General features: G+C 65.4%; 18 protein-coding genes, 2 tRNA genes and 1 rRNA gene. 7 read left to right on the top strand and 14 right to left on the bottom strand.

Annotation, left to right across the window (positions count from 1 at the left end; translation table 11 throughout):
• Window positions 1-47 precede the first annotated feature (47 nt).
• The 4 genes from BCR55_RS06620 to BCR55_RS06605 all read right to left on the bottom strand — a co-directional run bounded on the left by BCR55_RS06620 (window position 48) and on the right by BCR55_RS06605 (window position 4539).
• Entirely contained in the window at window positions 48-1469 is a 1422-nt protein-coding gene (locus tag BCR55_RS06620; protein ID WP_059936175.1) for a DUF2957 domain-containing protein, read from the bottom strand.
• Window positions 1470-1891: 422 nt separating this feature from the next.
• Entirely contained in the window at window positions 1892-2842 is a 951-nt protein-coding gene (gene argC / locus BCR55_RS06615) for an N-acetyl-gamma-glutamyl-phosphate reductase (RefSeq protein ID WP_006401315.1), read from the bottom strand.
• 194 nt (window positions 2843-3036) lie between these two features.
• Window positions 3037-3627, bottom strand: a complete 591-nt coding sequence (locus tag BCR55_RS06610) for a YbhB/YbcL family Raf kinase inhibitor-like protein (protein WP_006408263.1) — start codon at window positions 3625-3627, stop codon at window positions 3037-3039.
• Between the two features lie 225 nt (window positions 3628-3852).
• Window positions 3853-4539 carry an orotate phosphoribosyltransferase gene (locus tag BCR55_RS06605; protein WP_006409709.1) on the bottom strand — a complete coding sequence of 229 codons (687 nt, stop codon included), beginning with the start codon at window positions 4537-4539 and terminating at the stop codon, window positions 3853-3855.
• Between the two features lie 457 nt (window positions 4540-4996).
• On the opposite strand from BCR55_RS06605, the gene BCR55_RS06600 reads away from it, so the two are divergent.
• A complete protein-coding gene (locus tag BCR55_RS06600) occupies window positions 4997-7267 on the top strand; it encodes an NADP-dependent malic enzyme (RefSeq protein WP_006408265.1) in 2271 nt (756 codons plus the stop codon).
• Between the two features lie 142 nt (window positions 7268-7409).
• Here the strand turns inward: BCR55_RS06600 and BCR55_RS06595 are convergent, their stop codons facing one another.
• Window positions 7410-11000, bottom strand: a complete 3591-nt coding sequence (locus BCR55_RS06595; protein ID WP_065494352.1) for an indolepyruvate ferredoxin oxidoreductase family protein — start codon at window positions 10998-11000, stop codon at window positions 7410-7412.
• Between the two features lie 319 nt (window positions 11001-11319).
• On the opposite strand from BCR55_RS06595, the gene BCR55_RS06590 reads away from it, so the two are divergent.
• A complete protein-coding gene (locus BCR55_RS06590; RefSeq protein WP_006401308.1) occupies window positions 11320-11514 on the top strand; it encodes a hypothetical protein in 195 nt (64 codons plus the stop codon).
• Between the two features lie 138 nt (window positions 11515-11652).
• Here the strand turns inward: BCR55_RS06590 and hppD are convergent, their stop codons facing one another.
• Entirely contained in the window at window positions 11653-12750 is a 1098-nt protein-coding gene (hppD, locus tag BCR55_RS06585) for a 4-hydroxyphenylpyruvate dioxygenase (protein WP_006401307.1), read from the bottom strand.
• A 201-nt stretch (window positions 12751-12951) separates the two neighbouring features.
• On the opposite strand from hppD, the gene BCR55_RS06580 reads away from it, so the two are divergent.
• Window positions 12952-13476 (top strand): Lrp/AsnC family transcriptional regulator, encoded by a 525-nt coding sequence (locus BCR55_RS06580; protein ID WP_006401306.1) that lies wholly within the window; start codon window positions 12952-12954, stop codon window positions 13474-13476.
• A gap of 73 nt (window positions 13477-13549) precedes the next feature.
• Here the strand turns inward: BCR55_RS06580 and BCR55_RS06575 are convergent, their stop codons facing one another.
• From BCR55_RS06575 to paaA, 8 genes are all read right to left on the bottom strand, one after another.
• Window positions 13550-14197 (bottom strand): GNAT family N-acetyltransferase, encoded by a 648-nt coding sequence (locus tag BCR55_RS06575; protein WP_006408711.1) that lies wholly within the window; start codon window positions 14195-14197, stop codon window positions 13550-13552.
• 232 nt (window positions 14198-14429) lie between these two features.
• The gene (locus tag BCR55_RS06570; protein WP_006401304.1) at window positions 14430-15035 is read right to left on the bottom strand and encodes a TetR/AcrR family transcriptional regulator; all 606 of its coding nucleotides are present in this window, start codon (window positions 15033-15035) and stop codon (window positions 14430-14432) included.
• 16 nt (window positions 15036-15051) lie between these two features.
• On the bottom strand, window positions 15052-15876 hold the full coding sequence (locus BCR55_RS06565) for a DUF1835 domain-containing protein (protein ID WP_035946445.1): 825 nt from the start codon (window positions 15874-15876) through the stop codon (window positions 15052-15054).
• A 131-nt stretch (window positions 15877-16007) separates the two neighbouring features.
• Window positions 16008-17096: a 1,2-phenylacetyl-CoA epoxidase subunit PaaE gene (gene paaE, locus BCR55_RS06560; RefSeq protein ID WP_006408270.1), complete on the bottom strand. Its 1089-nt coding sequence runs from the start codon at window positions 17094-17096 to the stop codon at window positions 16008-16010.
• Between the two features lies 1 nt (window position 17097).
• Window positions 17098-17661, bottom strand: a complete 564-nt coding sequence (gene paaD / locus BCR55_RS06555) for a 1,2-phenylacetyl-CoA epoxidase subunit PaaD (RefSeq protein WP_053296722.1) — start codon at window positions 17659-17661, stop codon at window positions 17098-17100.
• 22 nt (window positions 17662-17683) lie between these two features.
• Window positions 17684-18487 (bottom strand): 1,2-phenylacetyl-CoA epoxidase subunit PaaC, encoded by an 804-nt coding sequence (gene paaC / locus BCR55_RS06550; RefSeq protein ID WP_065494351.1) that lies wholly within the window; start codon window positions 18485-18487, stop codon window positions 17684-17686.
• An 8-nt stretch (window positions 18488-18495) separates the two neighbouring features.
• Window positions 18496-18780, bottom strand: coding sequence for a 1,2-phenylacetyl-CoA epoxidase subunit PaaB (gene paaB, locus BCR55_RS06545; protein WP_006401299.1), 285 nt, complete (start codon window positions 18778-18780; stop codon window positions 18496-18498).
• Between the two features lie 107 nt (window positions 18781-18887).
• Window positions 18888-19886, bottom strand: coding sequence for a 1,2-phenylacetyl-CoA epoxidase subunit PaaA (paaA, locus tag BCR55_RS06540; protein WP_006401298.1), 999 nt, complete (start codon window positions 19884-19886; stop codon window positions 18888-18890).
• 189 nt (window positions 19887-20075) lie between these two features.
• Here paaA and BCR55_RS06535 point away from each other — a divergent pair, with 189 nt between their 5' ends.
• The 4 genes from BCR55_RS06535 (at window position 20076) to BCR55_RS06520 (ending at window position 23764) form a co-directional block, all read left to right on the top strand.
• Window positions 20076-21341, top strand: a complete 1266-nt coding sequence (locus tag BCR55_RS06535) for an SGNH/GDSL hydrolase family protein (RefSeq protein WP_065494350.1) — start codon at window positions 20076-20078, stop codon at window positions 21339-21341.
• 636 nt (window positions 21342-21977) lie between these two features.
• Window positions 21978-23510, top strand: a 16S ribosomal RNA gene (locus BCR55_RS06530).
• Window positions 23511-23571: 61 nt separating this feature from the next.
• Window positions 23572-23648 (top strand) — tRNA-Ile (locus BCR55_RS06525).
• Between the two features lie 40 nt (window positions 23649-23688).
• Window positions 23689-23764 (top strand) — tRNA-Ala (locus BCR55_RS06520).
• Window positions 23765-24019 lie beyond the last annotated feature (255 nt).

Genomic DNA, 24019 nt, shown 5'->3' with positions numbered 1-24019 from the left:
TTCGTGCGTCGCGCGGCGGCGTGCATGCGCCGCCGCGTCCCCGACCGCTACTTGCTGATCTGCGCGCCCACGCCGAAGTACGGTGCCGACGACGTCGTCGCGTTCGCCGACGTCGACGTGACGCCGCCGTTCACCGTGCCCTGTACGAGCGCCGCGTACAGCCCGCCCGTCGCGATCACGACGCCCGACGCGGACGGATAGCTCGCGCCGCTCGCCGGCGTCGTCGTCGCGGCCAGCAGGCCCGGCGTCGACTGGCCGTAGTCGAGCGTGAAGCCGTCTTCCTCGGCCTGCGTGGACGGATTGATGAACGATGCGTTGCTGCCGCGGATCAGCGCAGCCGTGTACTTGAAGTTCGAGTCCGCGCCTGCGTAGCCGCCGTCGATCGCGCCCGACTGGATCGTGCTCGCCGCGCCGAGCACCGCGATGCCCGATTCGTCGTCGACCTTGGCGTCGGTATGCAGCGGCGGCGAGCCGAGATTCACGTCGCCCGTCCGCACGATCACCGGCACCGTCGCGCCGTTGAGCTGGCCGATCACCATGTGCGCGGTGGCCGACTTGCCGGTCGCGCCGACGATCGGCAGCTGCGTTTGCGGCAGGATCTGCGGGGCGTTCTTGCTATCGAGGTAGCCGCCGTTCGCGGCATTTACGGTCCAGGGATTGCCGGTCGTCTGGCAGCTGCCCGACGTCGACGTGCATGCGCCGTTCGCGTCGAACGTCTCGCTCGAATTCGTGCCCTTCGTCGCGTAGTTGCCGGACGGCACGAGGTGGTAGATCAGCGCGTTATAGGTGCCCGGCAGCTTCGACAGATCGGTCGTCGTGCTCGCGAAGCCGAGGAACGGATAGAAGTCGAAGTGGCGGTTCGGCACCTTGCCGACGTTCTCGGCGATCACCGGAACGATCGTGAGCCCGTCGTACTGCACCGTCGCACCCGGAATGCCGCCGCCCGCGACGCCCATACCGACCAGCAGCATCGGCGGGTTCGCCTGGTTGAAGTCGGCGGCGGTCGAGTAGGTCGAGCCGTCCGCTGCGGTGCCGGTGCCGGGCGTCAGGACGAAGGCGCAGCGTGTCTGTTCGGCCGTCGGCAGCGTGCCCGCGGGCGGATGCACGACCTTGCCGGTGATCGTCGTGCCGGCGCGGCTCGGCGTGACGGTGCCCGTTTTCAGCGGGATCGGCGATTCGAGCCACTTGAGCGTGTAGGTCATTGCGACCGCATCGATGTTCACGCTGACGATCTCGCCGCTGCCCGCGCCGCCGAGATACGTGCTCTTCACGATATCGGCGTTCGCCGGGCACAGCGCGCCGTTCACCGGCTGCGACGGTGGCGGCCCTTGCGTGCCGCAGCTCGAGCCCGAGCATTGAGGCGCGTCGATCGGCGCGAGCGAACCGCCGGAATCTCCGCCGCCACAGGCAACCAGCAAAGGGGCAATGGCAAAGGCCGTTGCCACCCCCTTCGATAAGGTGTGCGACATGCCGCTGTCTCCAGTCGTTTAATTGTGCGAGCTAATGTCGCCGCGTGGATTTTTGCTGTCAATTGACGAACTCGTCTAAAAAAGGCGATTGAAACGAAAAGCGCTTTTAAAGCCCTTTACGGATAAGGCCTGCGGTAAGAAATTTAAACGCGCGGGACGGCGGGATAGGGCGAGGAAGTCGGCTCGGCGCCACGCCGGTCGGGCGTCTGCGCCGCTGTGCACGTCGCCGCGAAGCGTTTAAAGCGAACGGTATCCGGTTTATCCCTATCCGGGATGAAAGGGAGAGCGGCGGCGCGCGAAATTAATTAACCGGCAATGAGCTAATCGAAAGCTTGTAAATATTTGTAAATACCGGCGCGCGCGTTTTATTGATTGCCGGCCGTGAATGAAAAAAGCCGGCTTTGCATCGCGTGCGATGACGATCAGCGCTTGAGGCCCGTGTCCTCGGCTGCGCCGATGTTGATGTTCATGCACTGGATCGCGGCGCCCGACGCGCCCTTGCCGAGGTTGTCGAGTCGCGCGACGGTCACGAAGCGCTCTTCGTTGCCGAATACGAACAGGTCGACGCGGTTCGTGTCGTTGTTCGCCTGCACGTCGAAGAAGCCGCCGTCGAGGTTCGCATCCGCGTTGAACGGTGCGACGCGCACGAACGGTTCGTCCGCGTAGTACTCGGCGAACACGCGCTGCACGTCCTGCGGCGTCGCGCGCTTCGCGAGCTGCTCGGGCGTGAAGTACGTCGTCACCGCGAGGCCCTTCAGGAACGGGCCGACGATCGGCGTGAAGATCGGCGGGTTCGCGAGGCCCGTATGGGCGGCCATCTCGGGCAGGTGCTTGTGCGTGAGGCCCAGTGCATACGCGCGCGGGCTCGCGAGCTTGCCGCCCGGCGCCGCGTTCTCGTAGTCGGCGATCATCGACTTGCCGCCGCCGCTGTAGCCCGTGATCGAATAGCTGTGCGCGGCGAACGTCGGTGCGACGATGCCGGCCTCGACGAGCGGGCGCATCGCGAGCACGAAAGCCGACGCGTGGCAGCCCGGCACCGCGATGCGCTTCGACGTGCGGATCTTCTCGCGCTGGCCGCGCGCGAGTTCCGGCAGCCCGTACGCCCAGTCGGCATGCGTGCGGAATGCGGTGCTCGCGTCGATCAGCGTCGTGGCCGGATTCTCGACGAGCGACGCCGATTCGCGCGACGCGACGTCGGGCAGGCACAGGAACGTGACGTCGGACGCGTTGATCAGGCGGCGGCGTTCGTCGACGTCCTTGCGCTTCGCTTCGTCGATCCGCAGGATTTCGATGTCGTTGCGCGCCGACAGGTATTCGAAGATCTTCAGGCCGGTCGTGCCTTCCTGACCGTCGACAAAAACTTTGGTGCTCATTTCGCTCTCACTGAAACGGGGGCGCCGCGGCCCGAAAACCGACATTTTAAGACGTCATCCGCTGCACCTGCAGCGCACCGGGGAAAAAAAGCGGCCTGCGCGGCGCGCAGGCGCCGTCACCGCCGCGCGGCGTGCCGCCCGAAGCGGCAAGACGCAGTCTAGCGAGCCGACATGACGGAAAGGCATCGGATGCGTCACTGTCCGTAGCGGACGACGAGCCGCGCGGTGCCGATCGTCTCCGTGCCGATTTCGTGCTCGAACATCGGCGCCGGCCGGCCTTGCGCGACGCGCAGGTCGGTCGCCTTCAGCGCATAGACGGTGATCACGTAGCGATGCGGCCTGCCGGGCGGCGGGCACGGGCCGCCGTAGCCGTCGGTGCCGAAGTCGTTGCGCGCCTCGCTCGCCCCGATGCGCCGCAGGAACCCGGACGCGCTCGCGTCGGCCGGCAGGCTCGTGACGGTACGCGGAATGCCGGTCACGGCCCAGTGCCACCAGCCGCGGCCCGGCGCGTCTGGGTCGAACATCGTGACGGCGTAGCCTCGCGTGCCGGGCGGCGGATTGCGCCAGCTCAGCTGCGGCGAACGGTTCTCGCCCTTGCAGTCGCCGCGATCGAACAGGTTCGCGGTGCCGACGCGGCCGCCCGGCGTCAGATCGTCGCTCGATACGGTGAACGGCGCTTGCGCATGCGCGAACGCGCAGGCCAGCATCGCGCAGGCGGCGGTGACGACGAACGCACGCGGACGACCCGATGGCGCAGGCGGAGCGATCCGGCGATCGACACGCATATGGCGCTTCTCCCGTCACGTGGCGCGGGCCGAGCGGCCCGGCATTGTTGGTGTGTGCGTGGCCGGCGCAAGGGCAGGCGGCGACGCATGAAGTCTAGCATTCGGGGTTGGATGCACGAAGCGGATGCCACGCCGTGACGCACGGCACGTACGGACGAAAAAAAACCGCTCGCGATCGCGAGCGGTTCGTGTGTGCGGCGTACCGGCATCGGCGCCGGCGCAGCATTACTCCTGGGCGCCCGTCGCGCCGCCGTGCGCGGCCGACCACTCGGCCGGCGCGTGCAGGAATTTCTCGACTTCGTCGAGCGTCTTCGTCTCGAAGTAGCCCGATGCCTTCGCGACGCGCAGCACGTCCCACCAGGTCGCGAGCGCGTGCAGGTCGACGTCGATGTCCTTCAGGACCGACACGCTTTCCTTGAAGATGTTGTAGTGAAACAGCACGAAGCAGTGATTGACCTTCGCGCCGGCCGTGCGCAGCGCGTTCACGAAATTGATCTTGCTGCGGCTGTCGGTCGTCAGATCCTCGACGAGCAGCACGCGCGAGCCTTCTTCCAGATGACCCTCGATCTGCGCGTTGCGGCCGAAACCCTTCGGCTTTTTGCGCACGTACTGCATCGGCAGCATCATCCGGTCGGCGATCCACGCCGCGAACGGGATGCCGGCCGTCTCGCCGCCCGCCACCGAGTCGATCTGCTCGAAGCCGACGTCGCGCATGATCGTCGTTTCCGCCATTTCCATCAGCGCACGACGCACGCGCGGATACGAGATCAGCTTGCGGCAGTCGATATAGACGGGGCTCGCCCAGCCCGACGTGAAGATGAACGGTTTTTCGGCGTTGAAGTGCACCGCCTGCACTTCGAGCAGGATTTTGGCGGTCGTATCCGAGATCGACTGACGATCGTAGCCTGTCATGGGCATTCCTTGGGTGATGAGCGAGGAGCGGGCGCGGGCCCGGTGGCGCAGCAAGGGGAACCCGGCCGGGAGCCGGGCGCGACCGGGAGGCCGATCGCACCGCTGCGCGCGTAGCCCGCAATTTTACCCGATTCAGGGCGGTTTTCGGCGGAATTCGCGCAGGTTCGCCCGACTGCTCGCCACCCGTGAAACAAGCGGGCCGCCCGCGCCGGCGGCTGATGGCGGGCATGCCGTGGCGCAGCAACGCGCGTCATTCTCGGGGGTGTACACTAGGCGACCCTTAGAAATCGTTCCGTACTTTGCATCTGCTTCTTGCCACCCGCCAAGGTTCGAGGGCGTGCCGATCCGGCGCGCCGCGGCCGTCTCGCAGTCGACCATCCCCTCGATTCACGCAGACGCGGCTCAAGGTGCTGTGTACCGGACCGTCAACATTTCGCATGTCTCTCGCAGGTCAATCATGGACGAACAACTGAAGCAGGCCGCTCTCGCCTATCACCAGAACCCGAAACCCGGCAAGATTTCGGTCACGCCGACCAAGCCGCTGTCGAATCAGCTCGACCTCTCGCTCGCGTATTCGCCGGGCGTCGCGGCCGCGTGCGAGGCGATCCACGCCGATCCGCTCGACGCGCAGAAATACACGTCGCGCGGCAACCTCGTCGGCGTCGTGACGAACGGCACGGCCGTGCTCGGGCTCGGCAACATCGGCCCGCTGGCCGCGAAGCCGGTGATGGAAGGCAAGGGCTGCCTGTTCAAGAAGTTCGCCGGCATCGACGTATTCGACATCGAACTCTCGGAATCCGACCCCGACAAGCTCGTCGAAGCGATCGCGATGCTGGAGCCGACGCTCGGCGGCATCAACCTCGAGGACATCAAGGCGCCGGAATGCTTCTACATCGAGCAGAAGCTGCGCGAGCGCATGAAGATTCCCGTCTTCCACGACGACCAGCACGGCACCGCGATCATCGCATCGGCCGCGATCCTGAACGGCCTGAAGGTCGTCGGCAAGAACCTCGCGGACGTGAAGCTCGTGTGCTCGGGCGCCGGCGCCGCGGCGATCGCGTGTCTGGACCTGCTCGTGAACCTCGGGCTCACGAAGTCGAACATCCTCGTGACCGACTCGAAGGGCGTGATCTACGAAGGGCGCGGCAATCTCGATCCGTCGAAGCAGCGCTACGCGGCGACGACCGACGCGCGCACGCTCGCCGACGCGATCGTCGGCGCGGACGTGTTCCTCGGCTGCTCGAGCGCAGGCGTGCTGAAGCAGGACATGGTCAAGGCGATGGCCGACAAGCCGCTGATCCTCGCGCTCGCGAACCCGGAGCCCGAAATCCGCCCGGAAGACGCGAAGGCCGTGCGCCCGGACGCGATCGTCGCGACCGGCCGTTCGGACTACCCGAACCAGGTCAACAACGTGCTGTGCTTCCCGTTCATCTTCCGCGGCGCGCTCGACGTCGGCGCGACGACGATCACGGAAGAGATGAAGCTCGCCTGCGTGCGCGCGATCGCGGAGCTGGCGCAGGAAACCGACCAGAGCGAGGAAGTCGCGAAGGCGTATGAAGGCCATTCGCTCGAATTCGGGCCGGAATACCTGATTCCGAAGCCGTTCGATCCGCGCCTGATCATCAAGATCGCGCCGGCCGTCGCGCAGGCCGCGATGGATTCGGGCGTCGCGACGCGTCCGATCCAGGACATGGACGCATACCGCGAACAACTCGGCGCAACGGTGTACCGCACGGGCATGGTGATGCGCCCGGTGTTCGCGACCGCGAAGAAGGCCGCGGCACGCATCGTGTTTGCCGAGGGCGAGGACGAGCGCGTGCTGCGCGCCGCGCAGTTCGTGCTGCTCGAGAAGATCGCGAAGCCGATCATCATCGGCCGTCCGTCGGTCGTCGAGATGCGCCTCGCGAAGATCGGCTCGAAGCTGAAGGCAGGTGTCGACTTCGAGATCGTCAATCCGGAAGACGACACGCGCTACCACCGCTACTGGCAGGCGTACCACGAGATCGGCGCGCGCGACGGCGTGACGCCCGAAGTCGCGAAGGCCGCGCTGCGCAAGTTCAACACGCTGATCGGCGCGATGCTCGTGCACCTGGGCGATGCGGACGGGATGATCTGCGGGATGATCGACACGTACCACAGCCACCTGAAGTTCATCGAGCAGGTGCTGGGCCGCGCGAAGGGCGCCGAGCACTTTGCGGCGATGAACCTGCTGATGCTGCCGGGCCGCAACCTGTTCGTCTGCGACACGTACGTGAACGAACTGCCGAGCGCCGAACAGCTCGCCGACATGACGATCCAGGCCGCGGCCGAGATCGAGCGCTTCGGGATCGTGCCGAAGGCCGCGCTGCTGTCGAACTCGAACTTCGGCAGCGCGCCGTCGGCGTCGTCGCGCCGCATGGCCGAGGCCCGCAAGCTGATCGTCGAACGTGCGCCGAACCTCGAGGTCGACGGTGAAATGCACGGCGACGCCGCGCTGTCCGAAGCGGTCCGCAAGGCCGCGTTCCCGGGCACGACGCTGTCGGGCGAAGCGAACCTGCTGATCATGCCGAACGTCGAAGCGGCGAACATCGCGTACAACCTGCTGAAGATGGTCGGCGGCGAAGGCGTGACGGTCGGCCCGTTCCTGCTCGGCGCGGCGAAGCCGGTCCACATCCTGACGCCGGCCGCGACCGTGCGCCGGATCATCAACATGACGGCCGTTGCCGCCGCGAACGTGAACACGAAGTAAGCGTGCGCGTGTGCCGCGCCCTCGGCGCGGCGCAAAGAAAAAGCCACGGAACCCTGCGTTCCGTGGCTTTTTTTATCGCGATCGGCCGGTACGGCGAGCGCGGCGGACGTCCGGCGCGCGAACGCCCGCCGCGCGTCGGCGGCTACGCGACCTGCTGACGCGACTGGCCGCCCGTCGGCGAACGCCACTGCGCGAGCAGCGTGTTCCACTTCTGGCGGACGGCGCGCAGGTTGTTGTCCTTCACGTGACCGTAGCCGCGGATGCCGTCCGGCAGCGACGCGAGCTCGACCGCGAGCGGCCGGTTGCCCGTAGTCAGCTTCGCGAGCACCTCGTCGATCAGCGCTTCGTACTCGCCGATCAGCGCGCGCTCGGTGCGCCGTTCTTCGGTGCGGCCGAAGGGGTCGAACGCGGTGCCGCGCAGGAACTTCGCCTTCGCGAGCAGCCGGAACGCGGACATCATCCACGGGCCGTACGCCTTCTTCACGAGATGGCCGTGCGCGTCCTTCTTCGCGAACAGCGGCGGCGCGAGATGGAATTTCAGCTTCCAGTCGCCTTCGAACTGCGCGGACAGCCGCGCGAGGAACGCCGGATCGGACTGCAGCCGTGCGACCTCGTATTCGTCCTTGTACGCCATCAGCTTGAACAGGTTGCGCGCGACCGCTTCGGTCAGCGGCTCCTGCATCGCGTCGCCGTCGGCGAGTGCACGCTCGGCGGCGCGCACCTTGTCGACGAACGCCGCATAGCGTGCCGCGTAGCCGGCGTTCTGATACGCGGTCAGGAACTCGACGCGCTTCGCGATCAGCGCATCGACGGCCTTCTTCGTGTGCAGCGCGATCACCGTCGCGCCCTGGGCGGCGCGCGGTTCGCCGGCCGCGGCCTGCTGCACGCTAGCGAGATCGTGCGCGGCGCGCCGGCCCCACTCGAATGCCGCGCGGTTCTTGTCGACCGACACGCCGTTCAGCTCGATCGCGCGCTGCAGCGACGCGAGCGTCAGCGGCAGCCAGCCCTTCTGCCATGCGTAGCCGAGCACGAACGGGTTCGTGTAGATCGCGTCGCCAAGCAGCGCGACCGCGAAGCGGTTCGCATCGACGAAGTCGACCATGTCGCCGGCCGCGGTGCGGATGTCGTGCTCGGCGGACACGCCCGGGAACGCCCAGTTCGGGTTCTTGATGAACTCGGCGGTCGGCGTTTGCGCGCTGTTGACGACCACGCGCGTCGCGCCGTGCCGCATCCGCGACGTGCATTCGTCGCCGGCCGTCACGATCGCGTCGCAGCCGATTACGAGATCGGCTTCGCCCATTGCGATGCGCGTCGCGTGGATGTCGGTCGGCGTGTGCGAGATCTGCACGTGGCTCATTACCGCGCCGCCTTTCTGCGCGAGACCCGTCACGTCGAGCACGGTCACGCCCTTGTTTTCGAGGTGCGCGGCCATCCCGAGCAGCGCGCCGATCGTGACGACGCCCGTGCCGCCGACGCCGGTGACGAGGACGCCGTACGCGCGATCGATCGCCGGCAGCGCCGGCTCGGGGATCGGCGGCAGCGCGCTGCCGTCGACGGCGACGGCCTTCGGCTTCTTCAGCTGGCCGCCTTCGACCGTGACGAAGCTCGGGCAGAAGCCCTTCACGCACGAGAAGTCCTTGTTGCAGCTCGACTGGTTGATCTGGCGCTTCGTGCCGAATTCGGTTTCGAGCGGCTCGACCGACAGGCAGTTCGACTGCACCGAGCAGTCGCCGCAGCCTTCGCACACCGCGTCGTTGATCACGACGCGCTTGGCCGGATCCGGATACGCGCCGCGCTTGCGGCGGCGGCGCTTTTCGGTCGCGCAGGTCTGGTCGTAGATCAGGATCGTCGTGCCTTCGATCTCGCGCAGCTCGCGCTGCACGTCGTCGAGCTGGTCGCGGTGATGGATCGTCACGCCCGGCGCGAGCAGCGCCTTCTGGCTGTCGTACTTCTCGGGCTCGTCGGTGACGATCACGATCTTCTTCGCGCCTTCGGACGCGAGCTGGTGCGTGATCTGCGGCACGGTCAGCACGCCGTCGACCGGCTGGCCGCCGGTCATCGCGACGGCGTCGTTATACAGGATCTTGTACGTGATGTTCGCCTTCGACGAGATCGCCGCGCGGATCGCGAGCAGGCCCGAGTGGAAATAGGTGCCGTCGCCGAGGTTCGCGAACACGTGCTTTTCGTCGGTGAACGGCGCCTGGCCGATCCACGGCACGCCTTCGCCGCCCATCTGGCTGAAGGTGCTCGTGTTGCGGTCCATCCAGACGGTCATGTAGTGGCAGCCGATGCCGGCGATCGCGCGCGAGCCTTCCGGCACGTTGGTCGACGTGTTGTGCGGGCATCCCGAGCAGAACCACGGCTTGCGCTCGGTCTGCACGTGCGGCTTCGCGAGCGCCATTTCCTTCGCGTTGATCACCGCGATGCGCGCGGCGATGCGCGCGCGCACGTCGGACGGCAGCTCGAACTTCTCGAGGCGCGTCGCGATCGCCTTCGCGATGATCGCGGGCGACAGCTCGTAGTGCGCGGGCAGCAGCCAGTTGCCCATCGGCACCGACCATTCGCCGCCGGCACCGTCCTTTTCGTCGAACTTGCCGTACACGCGCGGGCGCTGCGCGTCCGGCCAGTTGTACAGCTCTTCCTTGATCGCGTATTCGAGGATCTGGCGCTTTTCCTCGACGACCAGAATTTCGTCGAGGCCGCGCGCGAACGCCTGCGCGCCCTGTGCTTCGAGCGGCCAGACGCAGCCGACCTTGTAGAGCCGGATGCCGATCCGCGCGCAGGTTTCGTCGTCGAGGCCGAGGTCGGTCAGCGCCTGGCGCACGTCCAGATACGCCTTGCCGCCCGTCATGATGCCGAAGCGCGCGTGCGGCGAATCGATCTCGATGCGATCGAGCTTGTTCGCGCGCACGTAGGCGAGCGCCGCGTACCACTTGTAGTCGAGGAGCCGCGCTTCCTGCACGAGCGGCGGGTCCGGCCAGCGGATGTTGAGCCCGCCTTCCGGCATGACGAAGTCGGTCGGCAGCAGGATTTCGGTGCGGTGCGGGTCGATGTCGACCGACGCCGACGATTCGACGACGTCCGTCACGCATTTCAGCGCGACCCAGAGCCCCGAGTAGCGGCTCATCGCCCAGCCGTGCAGCCCGAAGTCCAGATATTCCTGTACGTTCGACGGGAACAGCACCGGCAGCCCGCAGGCCTTGAAGATGTGCTCGGACTGATGCGCGAGCGTCGAGGACTTCGCCGCATGGTCGTCGCCGGCGAGCACCAGCACACCGCCGTGCTTCGACGAGCCGGCCGAGTTCGCGTGCTTGAACACGTCGCCGGTGCGGTCGACGCCCGGGCCCTTGCCGTACCACATGCCGAACACGCCGTCGTACTTCGCGCCGGGATACAGGTTGACCTGCTGCGAGCCCCACACGGCGGTCGCGGCGAGATCTTCGTTGAGGCCGGGCTGGAAAACGATCTGATGGGCGGCCAGATGCTGCTTGGCCTTCCAGAGCGACAGGTCGAGGCCGCCGAGCGGCGAGCCGCGATAGCCGGAGATGAAGCCGGCCGTATTGAGGCCGGCGGCGCGGTCGCGTTCCTGCTGGAGCATCGGCAGGCGCACGAGCGCCTGGATGCCGCTCATGTAAGCGCGGCCGCGCTCGAGCGTGTATTTGTCGTCAAGCGTGACGGACTTTAGCGCGGCTTCGAGCGACGCGCGTTGGCCTGCGTCTAGCGGGGCATTCATTAACAGTCTCCTCCACCCAGTTTGGGATCACCAAAACTTCGAGTGCGTCGGCGTCTTGTGAACGCGTCGGCAGTGGCCGGCATATTGGCCGGTTTTAAGTGATGGTAGCACTGGGATAAACCCGCCGCCCATCCGCGATACTGCCGCACTGCATCAACGGGCGAGGGCCGGCGCACCCGTTACAGCATGTAAAAGCATGTAAAGCTGGCCCCATCTTCGCGCAAACGCCGTTAATCTTGTCGGCCTGCCGGAGGTGCCCGGTCGCGTCGACACGCTGTCGAGGCACGGGGAGGCGCCGGCAGTCTTAAAAGGAGGTGCAATGAACACGCGTCATATCCAGAGTTTCCTGATCGTGTCGGCCGCATTTTTCGCGATGACCGGCCCGGTGCGCGCGCAAGGCGCGAGCGCACTGGCGGCAGCCGGCGCGCAGATGCGTCAGACCGCGTCGGCGCAGAACGCCGATGCGCAGCCGGCCGTCGCGCGCGCCGCGGCGTCGAAGGCGAGCGTGCGTTGATGCGATCGCGCGGCAGCGCGCCGCGCCGAAAACGAACAAAGGGCGGGAATCGTGCGATTCCCGCCCTTTTTGTTTGTGCGGCCGGGCCGGACGGCGGCGTGCGGCCGCGCGCACGGGCCCGTTCCGTCAGGCCTGGCGTCAGGCCTTGTCCTGCACGACGCCGCGGCGGATCTGATCGAGCTCGATCGATTCGAACAGCGCCTTGAAGTTGCCTTCGCCGAAGCCCTGATTGCCCTTGCGCTGGATGATCTCGAAGAAGATCGGCCCGATCTGGTTTTCGGTGAAGATCTGCAGCAGCAGATCGTCGCGTGCGCCGTCGATCAGGATCTTGCGCTTCTTCAGCTCTTCCAGCGATTCGCCGTGGTTCGGCACGCGGCGATCGACCAGTTCGTAATAGGTGTCGATCGTGTCGAGCAGTTTCACTTCCTTGCTGCGCAGGCCGTCGACGGCCCCATAGATGTCGTTGGTGCCGAGCGCGATATGCTGAATGCCTTCGCCGTGGTACGCGTCCAGGTATTCCTGGATCTGGCCGGCCGTGTCCGAGCCTTCCTCGTTGATCGGGATGCGGATCTTGCCGCACGGCGACGTCATCGCCTTCGACTTCACGCCCGTCACCTTGCCTTCGATGTCGAAGTAGCGCACTTCGCGGAAGTTGAACAGGCGTTCGTAGAACTCTGCCCATTCCTGCATGCGGCCGCGATGCACGTTGTGCGTCAGGTGGTCGATGTACGTGAGCCCGTGGCCGACCGGGTTCGGCTCCGCGCCGGGGATCGGCTCGAAGTCGACGTCGTAGATGCTGATGTCGCCGATCGCGCCCGGCTGCGCGCCGTTCTTGCCGCGCCAGCGGTCGACGAAGTAGATCAGCGAATCGCCGATGCCCTTGATCGCCGGGATGTTCAGCTCCATCGGGCCGGTCTTGTTGTCGAAGCCCCATGCGCCGAGTTCGAGCGCGCGCTTGTACGCCTTCGCGGCGTCCTGCACGCGAAACGCGATCGCGCAGATCGACGGGCCGTGCAGCCGCGCGAAGCGCTGCGCGAACGAGTCGGGCTCGGCGTTGATGATGAAGTTGATGTCGCCCTGGCGGTAGACCGTCACGTCCTTGTGGCGGTGACGCGCGATCGCGGTGAAGCCCATCCGTTCGAACAGTTGTCCGAGCGCCTTCGGATCCGGTGCCGTGTATTCGATGAATTCGAAGCCGTCGGTGCCGACGGGGTTGTCCCAGGTGGGGATCTGCATGCGTGTCTCCTGAGTCGGCCGCGGCGATGCGGAGCGCCGTCGGTCCTGTGTCGAGGGTGGTGCGCGCCGACGGCGCGCGAAACGATCGAGTACGTGCGACAAAGTGTAGCGGGCCCTGTGGAGCGTAAACTTGCGAACTTGGTCGCGCGATCCTACGATGGCGCAATTTCCAGTCTCGAAACGACTTTCGGAGGGCAGAAGATGGCGCAGGTCGAATTGGACGCGATCGACCGGCGGATCCTCGCGATTCTTCAGGAGAACGGGCGCCTGTCGAACCAGGAGATCGCCGAACGCGTGAACCTGTCGCCGAGCCCGTGTCTGCGGCGAATCCGCCGCCTCGAGGAGATCGGCGTGATCACGGGCTACGTCGCGCTGCTCGACCCGCAGAAGCTCGGGCTCGATCTGCTCGCGTACGTGAGCGTGCGGCTCGAGAAGCGCGGCGGCGTCGTGCCGGTGCGCGCGGACGAAACGGCGGCGCGCGCGGGCGCGACGCACGCGGAGCTGTTCCGCGCGGCCGTGCAGGCCTGGCCGGAAGTCGTCGCGTGCCACGCGATGACGGGCGATATGGATTATCTGCTGCGCGTGCAGGTGGAGGACATGGCGCATTTCTCCCGCTTCGTGCAGGAGCAGTTGCTGCACCATCCGTCGGTGATCGACGTGAAAACGAGCTTTTCGCTCGAATGCTTCAAGGAGACGACGGCGCTGCCGATCCGGTCGATGCGCTAGCGCCGATGGGAAGGCGGGAGGGGGAAGCGAGAACCGCCGGGCGCAAGCGACGCGCCGCGGCGGCGTACCGGCGTTACGCGCTGAGCGCAGCGGGCATCAGCGACTCGATGAACTTCGACGCCCGGTGCGCCTGGCGCTTCATCGCATAGTCGAACACGGCCGCCTGTTCCTGCAGCATCTCGGCGAGGATCGTCGAGTGGTCGGCCGGCGGCAGCGACAGATACGCGTCGGCTTCGCCGTACGCATGCTCGATGCGCATCCCGGACTTCTTGGCGATGTGCATCATCGTCGCGTTGCGCGACAGGCAGTGCATGTAGAGCGTCGTCACGCGCGTGTTGCGGCTGCGGATCGCCGCGCGCTCGAACAGCTTCGTGCCGACGCCGCGGCCGCGCGCGCGTTCGAGCACCGACACGCCGAATTCGGCCGTTCGCTTGTCGCCGTCGGCCGGCAGATAGGCGAGGTGACCGACGCCGATCAGCTCGAGATCATGGTCGAACACGCCGAACACGGTATCGCGGCCGAAGTCGATCGTGCGCACGTAGTTTTCGATCACGTGGTCGGGCACCATCTGGCCGAAGCGCAGCAGGCGGTCGTCCTCGTTCAGCGACAGAAAATGGGTGAGCATCTGCTCACGGTCTTTGGAAGCCAGTTCCCTGACGAGAACCGGCGCATTACCGGCGGTGCCGACGACATCGGCCGAGCCGTGGAATTGCGTGTTCATCGTGGGTTCCTCAATGGTGACCGTACAGCGGGTTGTGCAATGCAGCAGCATTTTACCCGAGTGTTTGGGTCAGGATTGGGGAAAACCCGTATATTCTGTCGAGGGTGAATTCTAAATGCGCTTAGTTCATAAGATAAACCGCTGATTTTAAACGTATTAAAAATTCATCATATGAAATGCCGAGAGGGCGGTGTGGCTGTGCACACCGCGCAACGGATGCTGCCCTGCGACATCACGCGGCCGACGACAGCCCGCGCTCGATCATGTCGATCACCTGTTCGGCGAAGTCGCGGTAGCCGAGGCGGCCGCCCGGCTTCAGCCACGTGAACGTCCAGTTGATCATTCCGAACACCATCATCGTTACCGACGTCTGGTTTTCCTTCGAGATGCGGTCCGGGTAGGCGCGCGCGAGTTGCCGCGCGAAGGCCGCGACGATGTCGCGCTGGCGGTCGAGCACGATTTCGCGCTGCGCATCCTCGAGGTACTTCACGTCGTTGAGCAGCGCGACGTGCCGGCTGTGCGACGTCTCGTATTCGGCCAGGAACGCGCGCACCAGCTCGGCGAACGCCTCGCGCTCGCTGAGCCCGCGCCGCTGGCTCGTCCCTTCGACTTCCGCGATGATCAGCATCAGCCGCTTCGTGTAGCGGTCGAGCAGGTCGAACAGGATCGCTTCCTTGCTCTCGTAATAGTGATAGAGGCGTGCCTTCGACGTGCCGCTCGCGGTCGCGAGATCGGACATCGACGTGCTCGGATAGCTCGTCTGCGCGAACTTTTCGGCGGCGAGATCGAGGATCTGCTCGCGCTGGGATTCGTGGTCGGGCGCTCGGGTACGGGCCATGGTCGAATGCGGAAGATTAGCGGGATGCGTTTACCGCGCGGGCGGCGCGCACGTGCGTGAAGGAGAGGGCGGCGGGCGCATCGTCCCGCAGCTCGAGCCGGCCGGCCGCGGCCAGTTCGCGGCAGCGCCACCACGCGACGGCGTCGCTGACGAACAGTCCGCCGCGATCGGCCTCGGCCATGATGCGGCCGACGAGCTGCCGCGCCGGCTGCCAGTCGGTGCTCGCGCGCGCGACGATCAGCGCGTCGAGGTCCGCATAGTGGCCGCTCTTGATCGTGTTGCTGATCCAGTAGCGCAGCTCGGCGTTCAGGTGTTTGGCCTCCTGCCATTCGAGCGCGAGCCGGCCGATCCGCAAGACCGAGATCGGCGCGGCGGCAGGCCGCCGCTTGCCGAGCTGCGCCGGCGAGAACATGCCCGTCGAACAGGCGTGGTCCGCGCGTGCGAGTGCGGCGCGCTGCGTCGCGTCGAGGTCGGCGGCAGACAGCCGCACTTCGTTCAGCCGTTGCGGGACACTGCGCAGGTGATAGGCGACGCGGCGCAGCAGCAGCTTGTCGCCGACGCATGGCGCGTGCCACACGACGACCTGGCCGGTGTCCGTGGCCAGCTGGTCGAGTCGCGCGAATTCGCCTTCGATCTCCGCTTTCCAGTCGGGGATCTGGTCGCCGAGCACACGTTGCCAGAACGCGGCGCGCACGTCCGGCGTCTCGTCGGCACCCTTCAACGGGCCGACGCCGAGGTCGTCGAGCAACCCGACGACGCGCTCGTCGCGTCCGGCTGCCGCGAGCGCTTCGCGCAGCGACGCGGCGGCGGTGCCGCCCTGAATCACGTGAATGGTACTCATCGGCCTGTCGTCAACAAAAGAAAACCGCCGGCCGGGCGGACGCTGCAAGCTGTCCGACCGGCCGGCGGCCCCTAGTGTAAGCGAGATGTGTGACGACGAGAAACCGGCGCCGCGTCTCGACGCGCGGCCGATCAACGCTCGTCGAAGCTCACCACGATCCTGTCGCTGACCGGATGGCACTGGCACGTCAGCACGAAGCCGTCGTTCACCTCGTGCTCCTCGAGCGTGTAGTTCTTCTCCATCCGTACTTCGCCTTCGAGCACCTTCGCGCGGCACGTGCAGCACACGCCGCCCTTGCACGCGTACGGCAGCGCGAGGCCGGCGCGCAGGCCGACGTCGAGCAGGCTCACGCCTTCGTATGGCAGACGCAGCTTGCGCTTCTTGCCGTCGAGCACGATCTCGAGATCGGCGGCCGGCGTCTGTTCGGTGATCTCGACGACCGGCACGCCCGCCTGCGGCAGCGGCGTGCCGAAGCGCTCGACGTGCACCTTCGCGGGCGGCACGCCGGCCGCCTTCAGCGCGGCTTCGGCCGCATCCATCATCGGCGCCGGGCCGCAGATGAACGCTTCGTCGATCGAATCGGCCGGCACCAGCGTGTCGAGGAACGCCGCGCACTTCGCCTGGTCGAGCACGCCGTTGAACAGCTCGACGTCCTGCAGATCGTCGGACAGCACGTGATAGAGGACGAAGCGGTTCATGTAGCGGTTCTTCAGATCCTCGAGCTCTTCCGCGAACATGATCGCGTCGACGCTACGGTTGCCGTAGATCAGCGTGAACGTGCTGCGCGGCTCGAGTTCGAGCGTCGTTTTCACGATCGCGAGCACCGGCGTGATGCCCGAGCCGCCCGAGAACGCGACGTACTGCTTGCCATGATCGGCGTTCAGATGCGTGAAGAAGCGGCCGTCCGGCGTCATCACGTCGATCGTGTGGCCGGGCTTCAGCGTGTCGAACGCGAAGTTCGAGAAGCGGCCGCCGCGCACGCGCTTGATGCCGATGCGCAGCTCGCCGTCGCGATCGTAGTCGGTCGTGCCCACGCAGATCGAATACGAGCGGCGCGTCTCCTCGCCGTCGATATGCGTCTTCAGCGTGACGAACTGGCCCTGCGTGAAGCGGTATGCGTCGCGCAGCTCCGGCGGCACCTCGAAGGAGACGGTCACGGCGTCGGCGGTCTCGGGCCGCACGTCGCGGATACGTAGCGGATGAAATTGCGGGGTCGCCATATCAGTAAGGTTTGAAGTAGTCGAAGGGTTCGCGGCAGTCGACGCAGCGGTACAGCGCCTTGCAGGCCGTCGACGCGAACTGCGCGAGACGCTCGGTGTTCGCGGAACCGCAGCGCGGGCAAACCGGCGCCGCGACCGGCCGCGGCACGAAGCGCACGACGTTTTCGCGCGGCGCGGCGCTGCCGCACTGGCCGACGGGCGGCGCGATGCCGTAGGCGCGCAGCTTCTCGCGCGCGTCCTGCGTGATCCAGTCGGTCGTCCACGCGGGCGCGAGCACCGTCTCGATCCGGTGCGGCGGCAGGCCGGCGCTCTGCAGCGCGGCCGCGATGTCTTCGGCGATCTGCGACATCGCCGGGCAGCCCGAGTAGGTCGGCGTGATCACGACTTCGAGCGTGCCGTCGGCGGCGCGGCGCACGTCGCGCAGGATGCCGAGCTCGCGGATCGACACGACCGGGATCTCCGGATCGGGTACGGCTTCGAGCACGTCCCACGCGCGCGCGAGCAGCGGATCGGCGTGGTGCGCGCCGGGCGCGCCGTGCGTGGGGGCGGCGGTCTCGATGGACATGCGTCGGCTCCGTCGTCGCGGGTTACCAGGTCGCGCCCGGATGCTGGCGCGCAAGGCTCTGCATTTCGGCGAGCAGGTAACCCATATGTTCCGAGTGTTCGCCCTGCTTGCCGGTCGGCACGTGCTGCACGGGCGCGGGCAGCGCGAGCGTCGCTTCCGCCAGTGCCGCTTCGACGTCGGCGCGCCACGCGGGTTCGAGCGACGCCGGCGCGGGCCCGATGCCCTGCGCGGCGACCGCCGCGTCGATCGCGTCGGCCGCGAAGAATTCACGCGTGTACGGCATCAGGTACTCGAGCGCGGCCTGTGCGCGGCGATGCGATTCGTCGGTGCCGTCGCCGAAGCGCACGAGCCATTCGCGCGCGTGCTGCACGTGATAGCGCGTTTCCTTCACCGACTTCGCGGCGATCGCGGCGAGCTGCGCGTCGGTCGACGTTTCGAGCGCGCTCCATACGTGCAGCATCAGCGTCGCGTAGAGGAAATTGCGTACGATCGTCACCGCGTAGTCCTTGTCGGCGTGCGCGGTGCCGGCGAGCGGTCCGTAGTGCGGCAGCTCGGCCAGCGTGAAGTTCGCGAACTCGCGTTCGGTGCGGAAGTAGGCGTAGTCGTCCTCGGTTTTCGTCGCGCCGTTCAGCTGGCGTTCGAGTTCGGCCGCGTGCGTGTACAGCATGCGCGCCTGGCCGATCAGGTCGAGGCTCATGTTGGTGAGCGCGATGTCTTCCTCGAGGACCGGGCCGTGACCGCACCACTCGGCGTTGCGCTGACCGAGGATCAGCGCGTTGTCCGCGAGGCGCAGCACGTAGGAAAGGTGTTCGGGCGTGATCGTCATGGCGCGCGTTACATGTGGTTGACTTCGTCGGGCAGCGTGTAGAACGTCGGATGGCGATAGATCTTGTCGCCGGCCGGTTCGAACATTTCGGCCTTCTCGTTCGGATCCGATGCGGTGATCGCCGACGACGGCACCACCCAGATGCTCACGCCTTCCTGGCGGCGCGTGTAGACGTCGCGCGCCATGCGCAGCGCCATCGTCGCGTCGGCCGCGTGCAGGCTGCCGCAGTGCTTGTGGTCGAGGCCCTGCTTGCTGCGCACGAACACTTCCCAGATCGGCCATTCCTTGTTCATCTTTCTCTCCTGCGGGCCGGCTTCGCGCGCGCGGCGCGAGCCGGTCCGATGCAATGCTGTGTTGAATTCGATCGGCGGCCGACACGCACGGTGCCGGCGCGTGCCGCTTATGCCGCGTGCTGTTCGGCGCGCGCGCGGCGTTTCGCTTCGTACGCGAGCGCGGCTTCGCGGACCCACGCGCCGTCTTCGTGCGCCTTCACGCGCGTTGCGAGGCGTTCCTTGTTGCACGGGCCGTCGCCGTTGACGACGCGCCAGAATTCGTCCCAGTCGATCGCGCCGTAGTCGTAGTGGCCGCGCGCCTCGTTCCATTTCAGGTCCGGGTCGGGCAGCGTGACGCCGAGCACCTTCGCCTGCTCGACCGTCGCATCGACGAACTTCTGCCGCAGATCGTCATTCGAGATCCGCTTGATGCCCCATTTCGCGGACTGATGGCTGTGGACCGAATCGGCGTCGCTCGGGCCGAACATCATCAGCACCGGCCACCACCACCGGTTCACGGCCTGCTGGACCATTGCGCGCTGCGCGTCGGTGCCCTTCATCATCGTCAGCAGCGCATCGAAGCCCTGGCGCTGATGGAACGACTCCTCCTTGCAGACGCGGATCATCGCGCGCGCATACGGGCCGTACGTGCAGCGACACAGCGGCACCTGGTTCATGATCGCGGCGCCGTCGACGAGCCAGCCGATCACGCCGACGTCGGCCCAGGTCGGCGTCGGGTAGTTGAAGATGCTCGAATATTTGGCCTTGCCCGCATGCAGCGCGTCGATCAGCGACTCGCGCGAGACGCCGAGCGTTTCGACCGCGCTATACAGATAGAGACCGTGGCCCGCTTCGTCCTGCACCTTGGCAAGCAGGATCGCCTTTCGCTTCAGGCTCGGCGCGCGCGTGATCCAGTTGCCTTCCGGCAGCATGCCGACTACTTCCGAGTGCGCATGCTGCGAGATCTGGCGGATCAGCGTCTTCCGATAGGCGTCCGGCATCCAGTCCTGCGGTTCGATCTTGCCGTCCGCGGCCATCACCGCGTCGAACCGCGCCTGCTCGGGCGACTCGGCTGCGGCGTCGAGCGGCGCGACGTTGCCGGGAATGTCGAGGGATTGCGTGTACATGGCGAGCGCTCTCGTCCGGTTGAATGTGTGCGAAGTATAAACCAACCGACCGGTCGGTTAATAAATTTGTTGTGGAAATTCGGCGAGGTGCGGGTAAACCACGGGCGCCAGGGTGCGATCGCATGGCGGCGCGCGATCGGTCGCGCTTCTTCTGCGGCACAATGCCCGCTTTCCGATGAGGATTTGCCGATGTCATTCCGAAGCAGTCTGGCGGCGACCGTGCTGGGTGCCTCCGTTCTTCTTTCGCCGTTCGCCGTCTGCGCGGCGCCCGCCGGCTGGGTGGCCGCGTGGGCGACCGCGCTGCAGCCGATTCCCGAGCTGGCCTCGCCGCCGCCGTTGTACCGAGTACCGGACGTCGCGGGGCGGACCGTCCGCCAAATCGTCTATCCGACTGCATCGGGCCGCGCGGCGCGTATTCGCGTGAGCAACGCGTATGGCCATGCACCGCTGGTGGTCGAGGCGGCGAGCCTCGGCCGTGCCGGCGAAGGCGCGGCGCTCGCGGACGGTGCGGCCGCGCCGGTGCGGTTCGGCGGCAAGGCCTCGGTGACGCTCGCGCCGGGGCAGGAGCTCGACAGCGATCCGGTCGCGCTGGACGTCGTGGCCGGTCGGCCCTATGCGATCAGCTTCTATATGGGACCGAAGCAGCGGATGACGGTTTGGCACCGCGTGTCGAACCAACTGAATTACGTGTCCGGTCCAGGCGACCATGTGAACGATGCCGGCGCCGCGGCGTTTCGCACGCGGTTTACGCAGTACGCGTGGGTGACGGAGCTGGCGGTTGAGGCGGGCGGTGCGCATGCGAGCGTCGCGGCGATCGGTGATTCGATTACCGACGGCTTGCGGTCGAGCCTGAATCGGAACCGCCGTTGGCCGGACGCGTTCGCGCGCCGGCTGGAGGGCGCCGGTACGACGTCGGTCGGCGTCGTGAACCTCGGGATCAGCGGCAACCGGCTGCTCAGCGATTCGCCATGCTACGGCGTGGCGCTGGCGTCGCGATTCGAGCGCGATGCGCTGTCGCGCGCCGGCGTGAAGGCGGCAATCGTGCTGATCGGGATCAACGACATCAATTTCGCGGCGATGCCGCCGCGCGCGGGGCTCGATTGCGACGATCCGCACACGCAGGTCACGGCCGCGGCGCTGGTCGACGGCTATCGCCGATTGATCGACGCGGCGCATCGGCGCGGCGTAAAGGTGTTCGGCGCGACGTTGACGCCCGCCGACTTGCCGCCGGCGCGCGAGGCGATCCGTTTGGAGGTAAACCGATGGATCCGGAGCGGCGGCGCGTTCGACGGCATCGTCGACTTCGACGCGGCGTTGCGCGACCCGGCGCGTCCGAGCGTGCTGCAGCACCGGTACGACAGTGGCGACGGGATCCATCCGAGCGACGCCGGCTACGCGGCGATGGCCGAGGCGGTGCCGCTGGAGCGGTTGAAGGCGATTGCGGCTGGCGAGTAGCGCGCTCCTATATATATGGGACACGAGGCCGCGCAATGCCGACCAGACTCGGTGCCGAATCTTAAGCTCGAGCGAGCGTCCGGAGGACGCGGCCCCGCGCTCTAGTTTGCGAATTCGCCGAACCCGCGCGTCGTTGTCCCGAAGCCTCCGTGCGCGGCAGTGCACGGAGGCTTTTAAAGATATTTTCACAAACCGCTTGCGCGTTGGGCGTCAGGTGCATAGAATCACGCCTCTTTCGCGCTAACGGAAACGCGGCGCGAGAGGGGAAGCGGAGCCGGTGGTGTGCTGCAGCATAGAGCGCCCGCCCGACGAAGGAAGAAGAACCGCGCAGTCGCAACGATGTAGTGAAAAAAGTTGTTGACGAGCTGCGAAACAGTGTTCATAATCTCGCTTCTCTGCTGCTGACAACGCAGCGCTGCTGAGCAAGACGATCTGCTCGCAGACATGTTCTTTAAAAACTAACAGCCGATAAGTGTGGGCGCTTGATGTGAGCGAGACCTGATCTTCGGATCAGGATAGCAAAAGTATCAAGAGTCTCACACTAAAGTAAGTCAGGTTTATGAAGCAATTCATATGACCTGTCAGCTTTGAGTGAGCGACCGGTTTCTAACGAAACCGAAAAACAGTAACAGGTTTGAACTGAAGAGTTTGATCCTGGCTCAGATTGAACGCTGGCGGCATGCCTTACACATGCAAGTCGAACGGCAGCACGGGTGCTTGCACCTGGTGGCGAGTGGCGAACGGGTGAGTAATACATCGGAACATGTCCTGTAGTGGGGGATAGCCCGGCGAAAGCCGGATTAATACCGCATACGATCTACGGATGAAAGCGGGGGACCTTCGGGCCTCGCGCTATAGGGTTGGCCGATGGCTGATTAGCTAGTTGGTGGGGTAAAGGCCTACCAAGGCGACGATCAGTAGCTGGTCTGAGAGGACGACCAGCCACACTGGGACTGAGACACGGCCCAGACTCCTACGGGAGGCAGCAGTGGGGAATTTTGGACAATGGGCGAAAGCCTGATCCAGCAATGCCGCGTGTGTGAAGAAGGCCTTCGGGTTGTAAAGCACTTTTGTCCGGAAAGAAATCCCTGGCTCTAATACAGTCGGGGGATGACGGTACCGGAAGAATAAGCACCGGCTAACTACGTGCCAGCAGCCGCGGTAATACGTAGGGTGCGAGCGTTAATCGGAATTACTGGGCGTAAAGCGTGCGCAGGCGGTCTGTTAAGACAGATGTGAAATCCCCGGGCTCAACCTGGGAACTGCATTTGTGACTGGCAGGCTAGAGTATGGCAGAGGGGGGTAGAATTCCACGTGTAGCAGTGAAATGCGTAGAGATGTGGAGGAATACCGATGGCGAAGGCAGCCCCCTGGGCCAATACTGACGCTCATGCACGAAAGCGTGGGGAGCAAACAGGATTAGATACCCTGGTAGTCCACGCCCTAAACGATGTCAACTAGTTGTTGGGGATTCATTTCCTTAGTAACGTAGCTAACGCGTGAAGTTGACCGCCTGGGGAGTACGGTCGCAAGATTAAAACTCAAAGGAATTGACGGGGACCCGCACAAGCGGTGGATGATGTGGATTAATTCGATGCAACGCGAAAAACCTTACCTACCCTTGACATGGTCGGAATCCTGAAGAGATTCGGGAGTGCTCGAAAGAGAACCGGCGCACAGGTGCTGCATGGCTGTCGTCAGCTCGTGTCGTGAGATGTTGGGTTAAGTCCCGCAACGAGCGCAACCCTTGTCCTTAGTTGCTACGCAAGAGCACTCTAAGGAGACTGCCGGTGACAAACCGGAGGAAGGTGGGGATGACGTCAAGTCCTCATGGCCCTTATGGGTAGGGCTTCACACGTCATACAATGGTCGGAACAGAGGGTTGCCAACCCGCGAGGGGGAGCTAATCCCAGAAAACCGATCGTAGTCCGGATTGCACTCTGCAACTCGAGTGCATGAAGCTGGAATCGCTAGTAATCGCGGATCAGCATGCCGCGGTGAATACGTTCCCGGGTCTTGTACACACCGCCCGTCACACCATGGGAGTGGGTTTTACCAGAAGTGGCTAGTCTAACCGCAAGGAGGACGGTCACCACGGTAGGATTCATGACTGGGGTGAAGTCGTAACAAGGTAGCCGTATCGGAAGGTGCGGCTGGATCACCTCCTTTCTAGAGCTATCTCGCGAAGTTGAGCGCTCACGCTTATCGGCTGTAATCAAGACAGACTCAGGGGTCTGTAGCTCAGTCGGTTAGAGCACCGTCTTGATAAGGCGGGGGTCGTTGGTTCGAATCCAACCAGACCCACCAAGTTGTCTGGCGAGAAGAAACCTGGGTGGTCTCTGTACATGGGGGCATAGCTCAGCTGGGAGAGCACCTGCTTTGCAAGCAGGGGGTCGTCGGTTCGATCCCGTCTGCCTCCACCAATCTTCAATGCGAAGTGCTTGGTTCGAAAGCGAACCGAGGATTTGGCATTGGCGATTGAGCCAGTCAGAGTGATGCAGGAAACTGTATCGGCTGTCGTTCTTTAACAATCAGGAAGAAGTAAGTAATTTGGATAGCGGAAGCGTCTTATGAGATGGACGTGGAAACTATCCGGGTTGTGATTGTATCGATGTATCTCAAGATGATTCGAACTTCATTGTTCGGCTCAATTTGGAATACGGCACAACGCGAGAACT

This window comes from Burkholderia sp. CCA53, assembly GCF_001685525.1.
Lineage (GTDB): Bacteria > Pseudomonadota > Gammaproteobacteria > Burkholderiales > Burkholderiaceae > Burkholderia > Burkholderia multivorans.
This window is presented reverse-complemented; position numbering and strand designations above follow the sequence as displayed.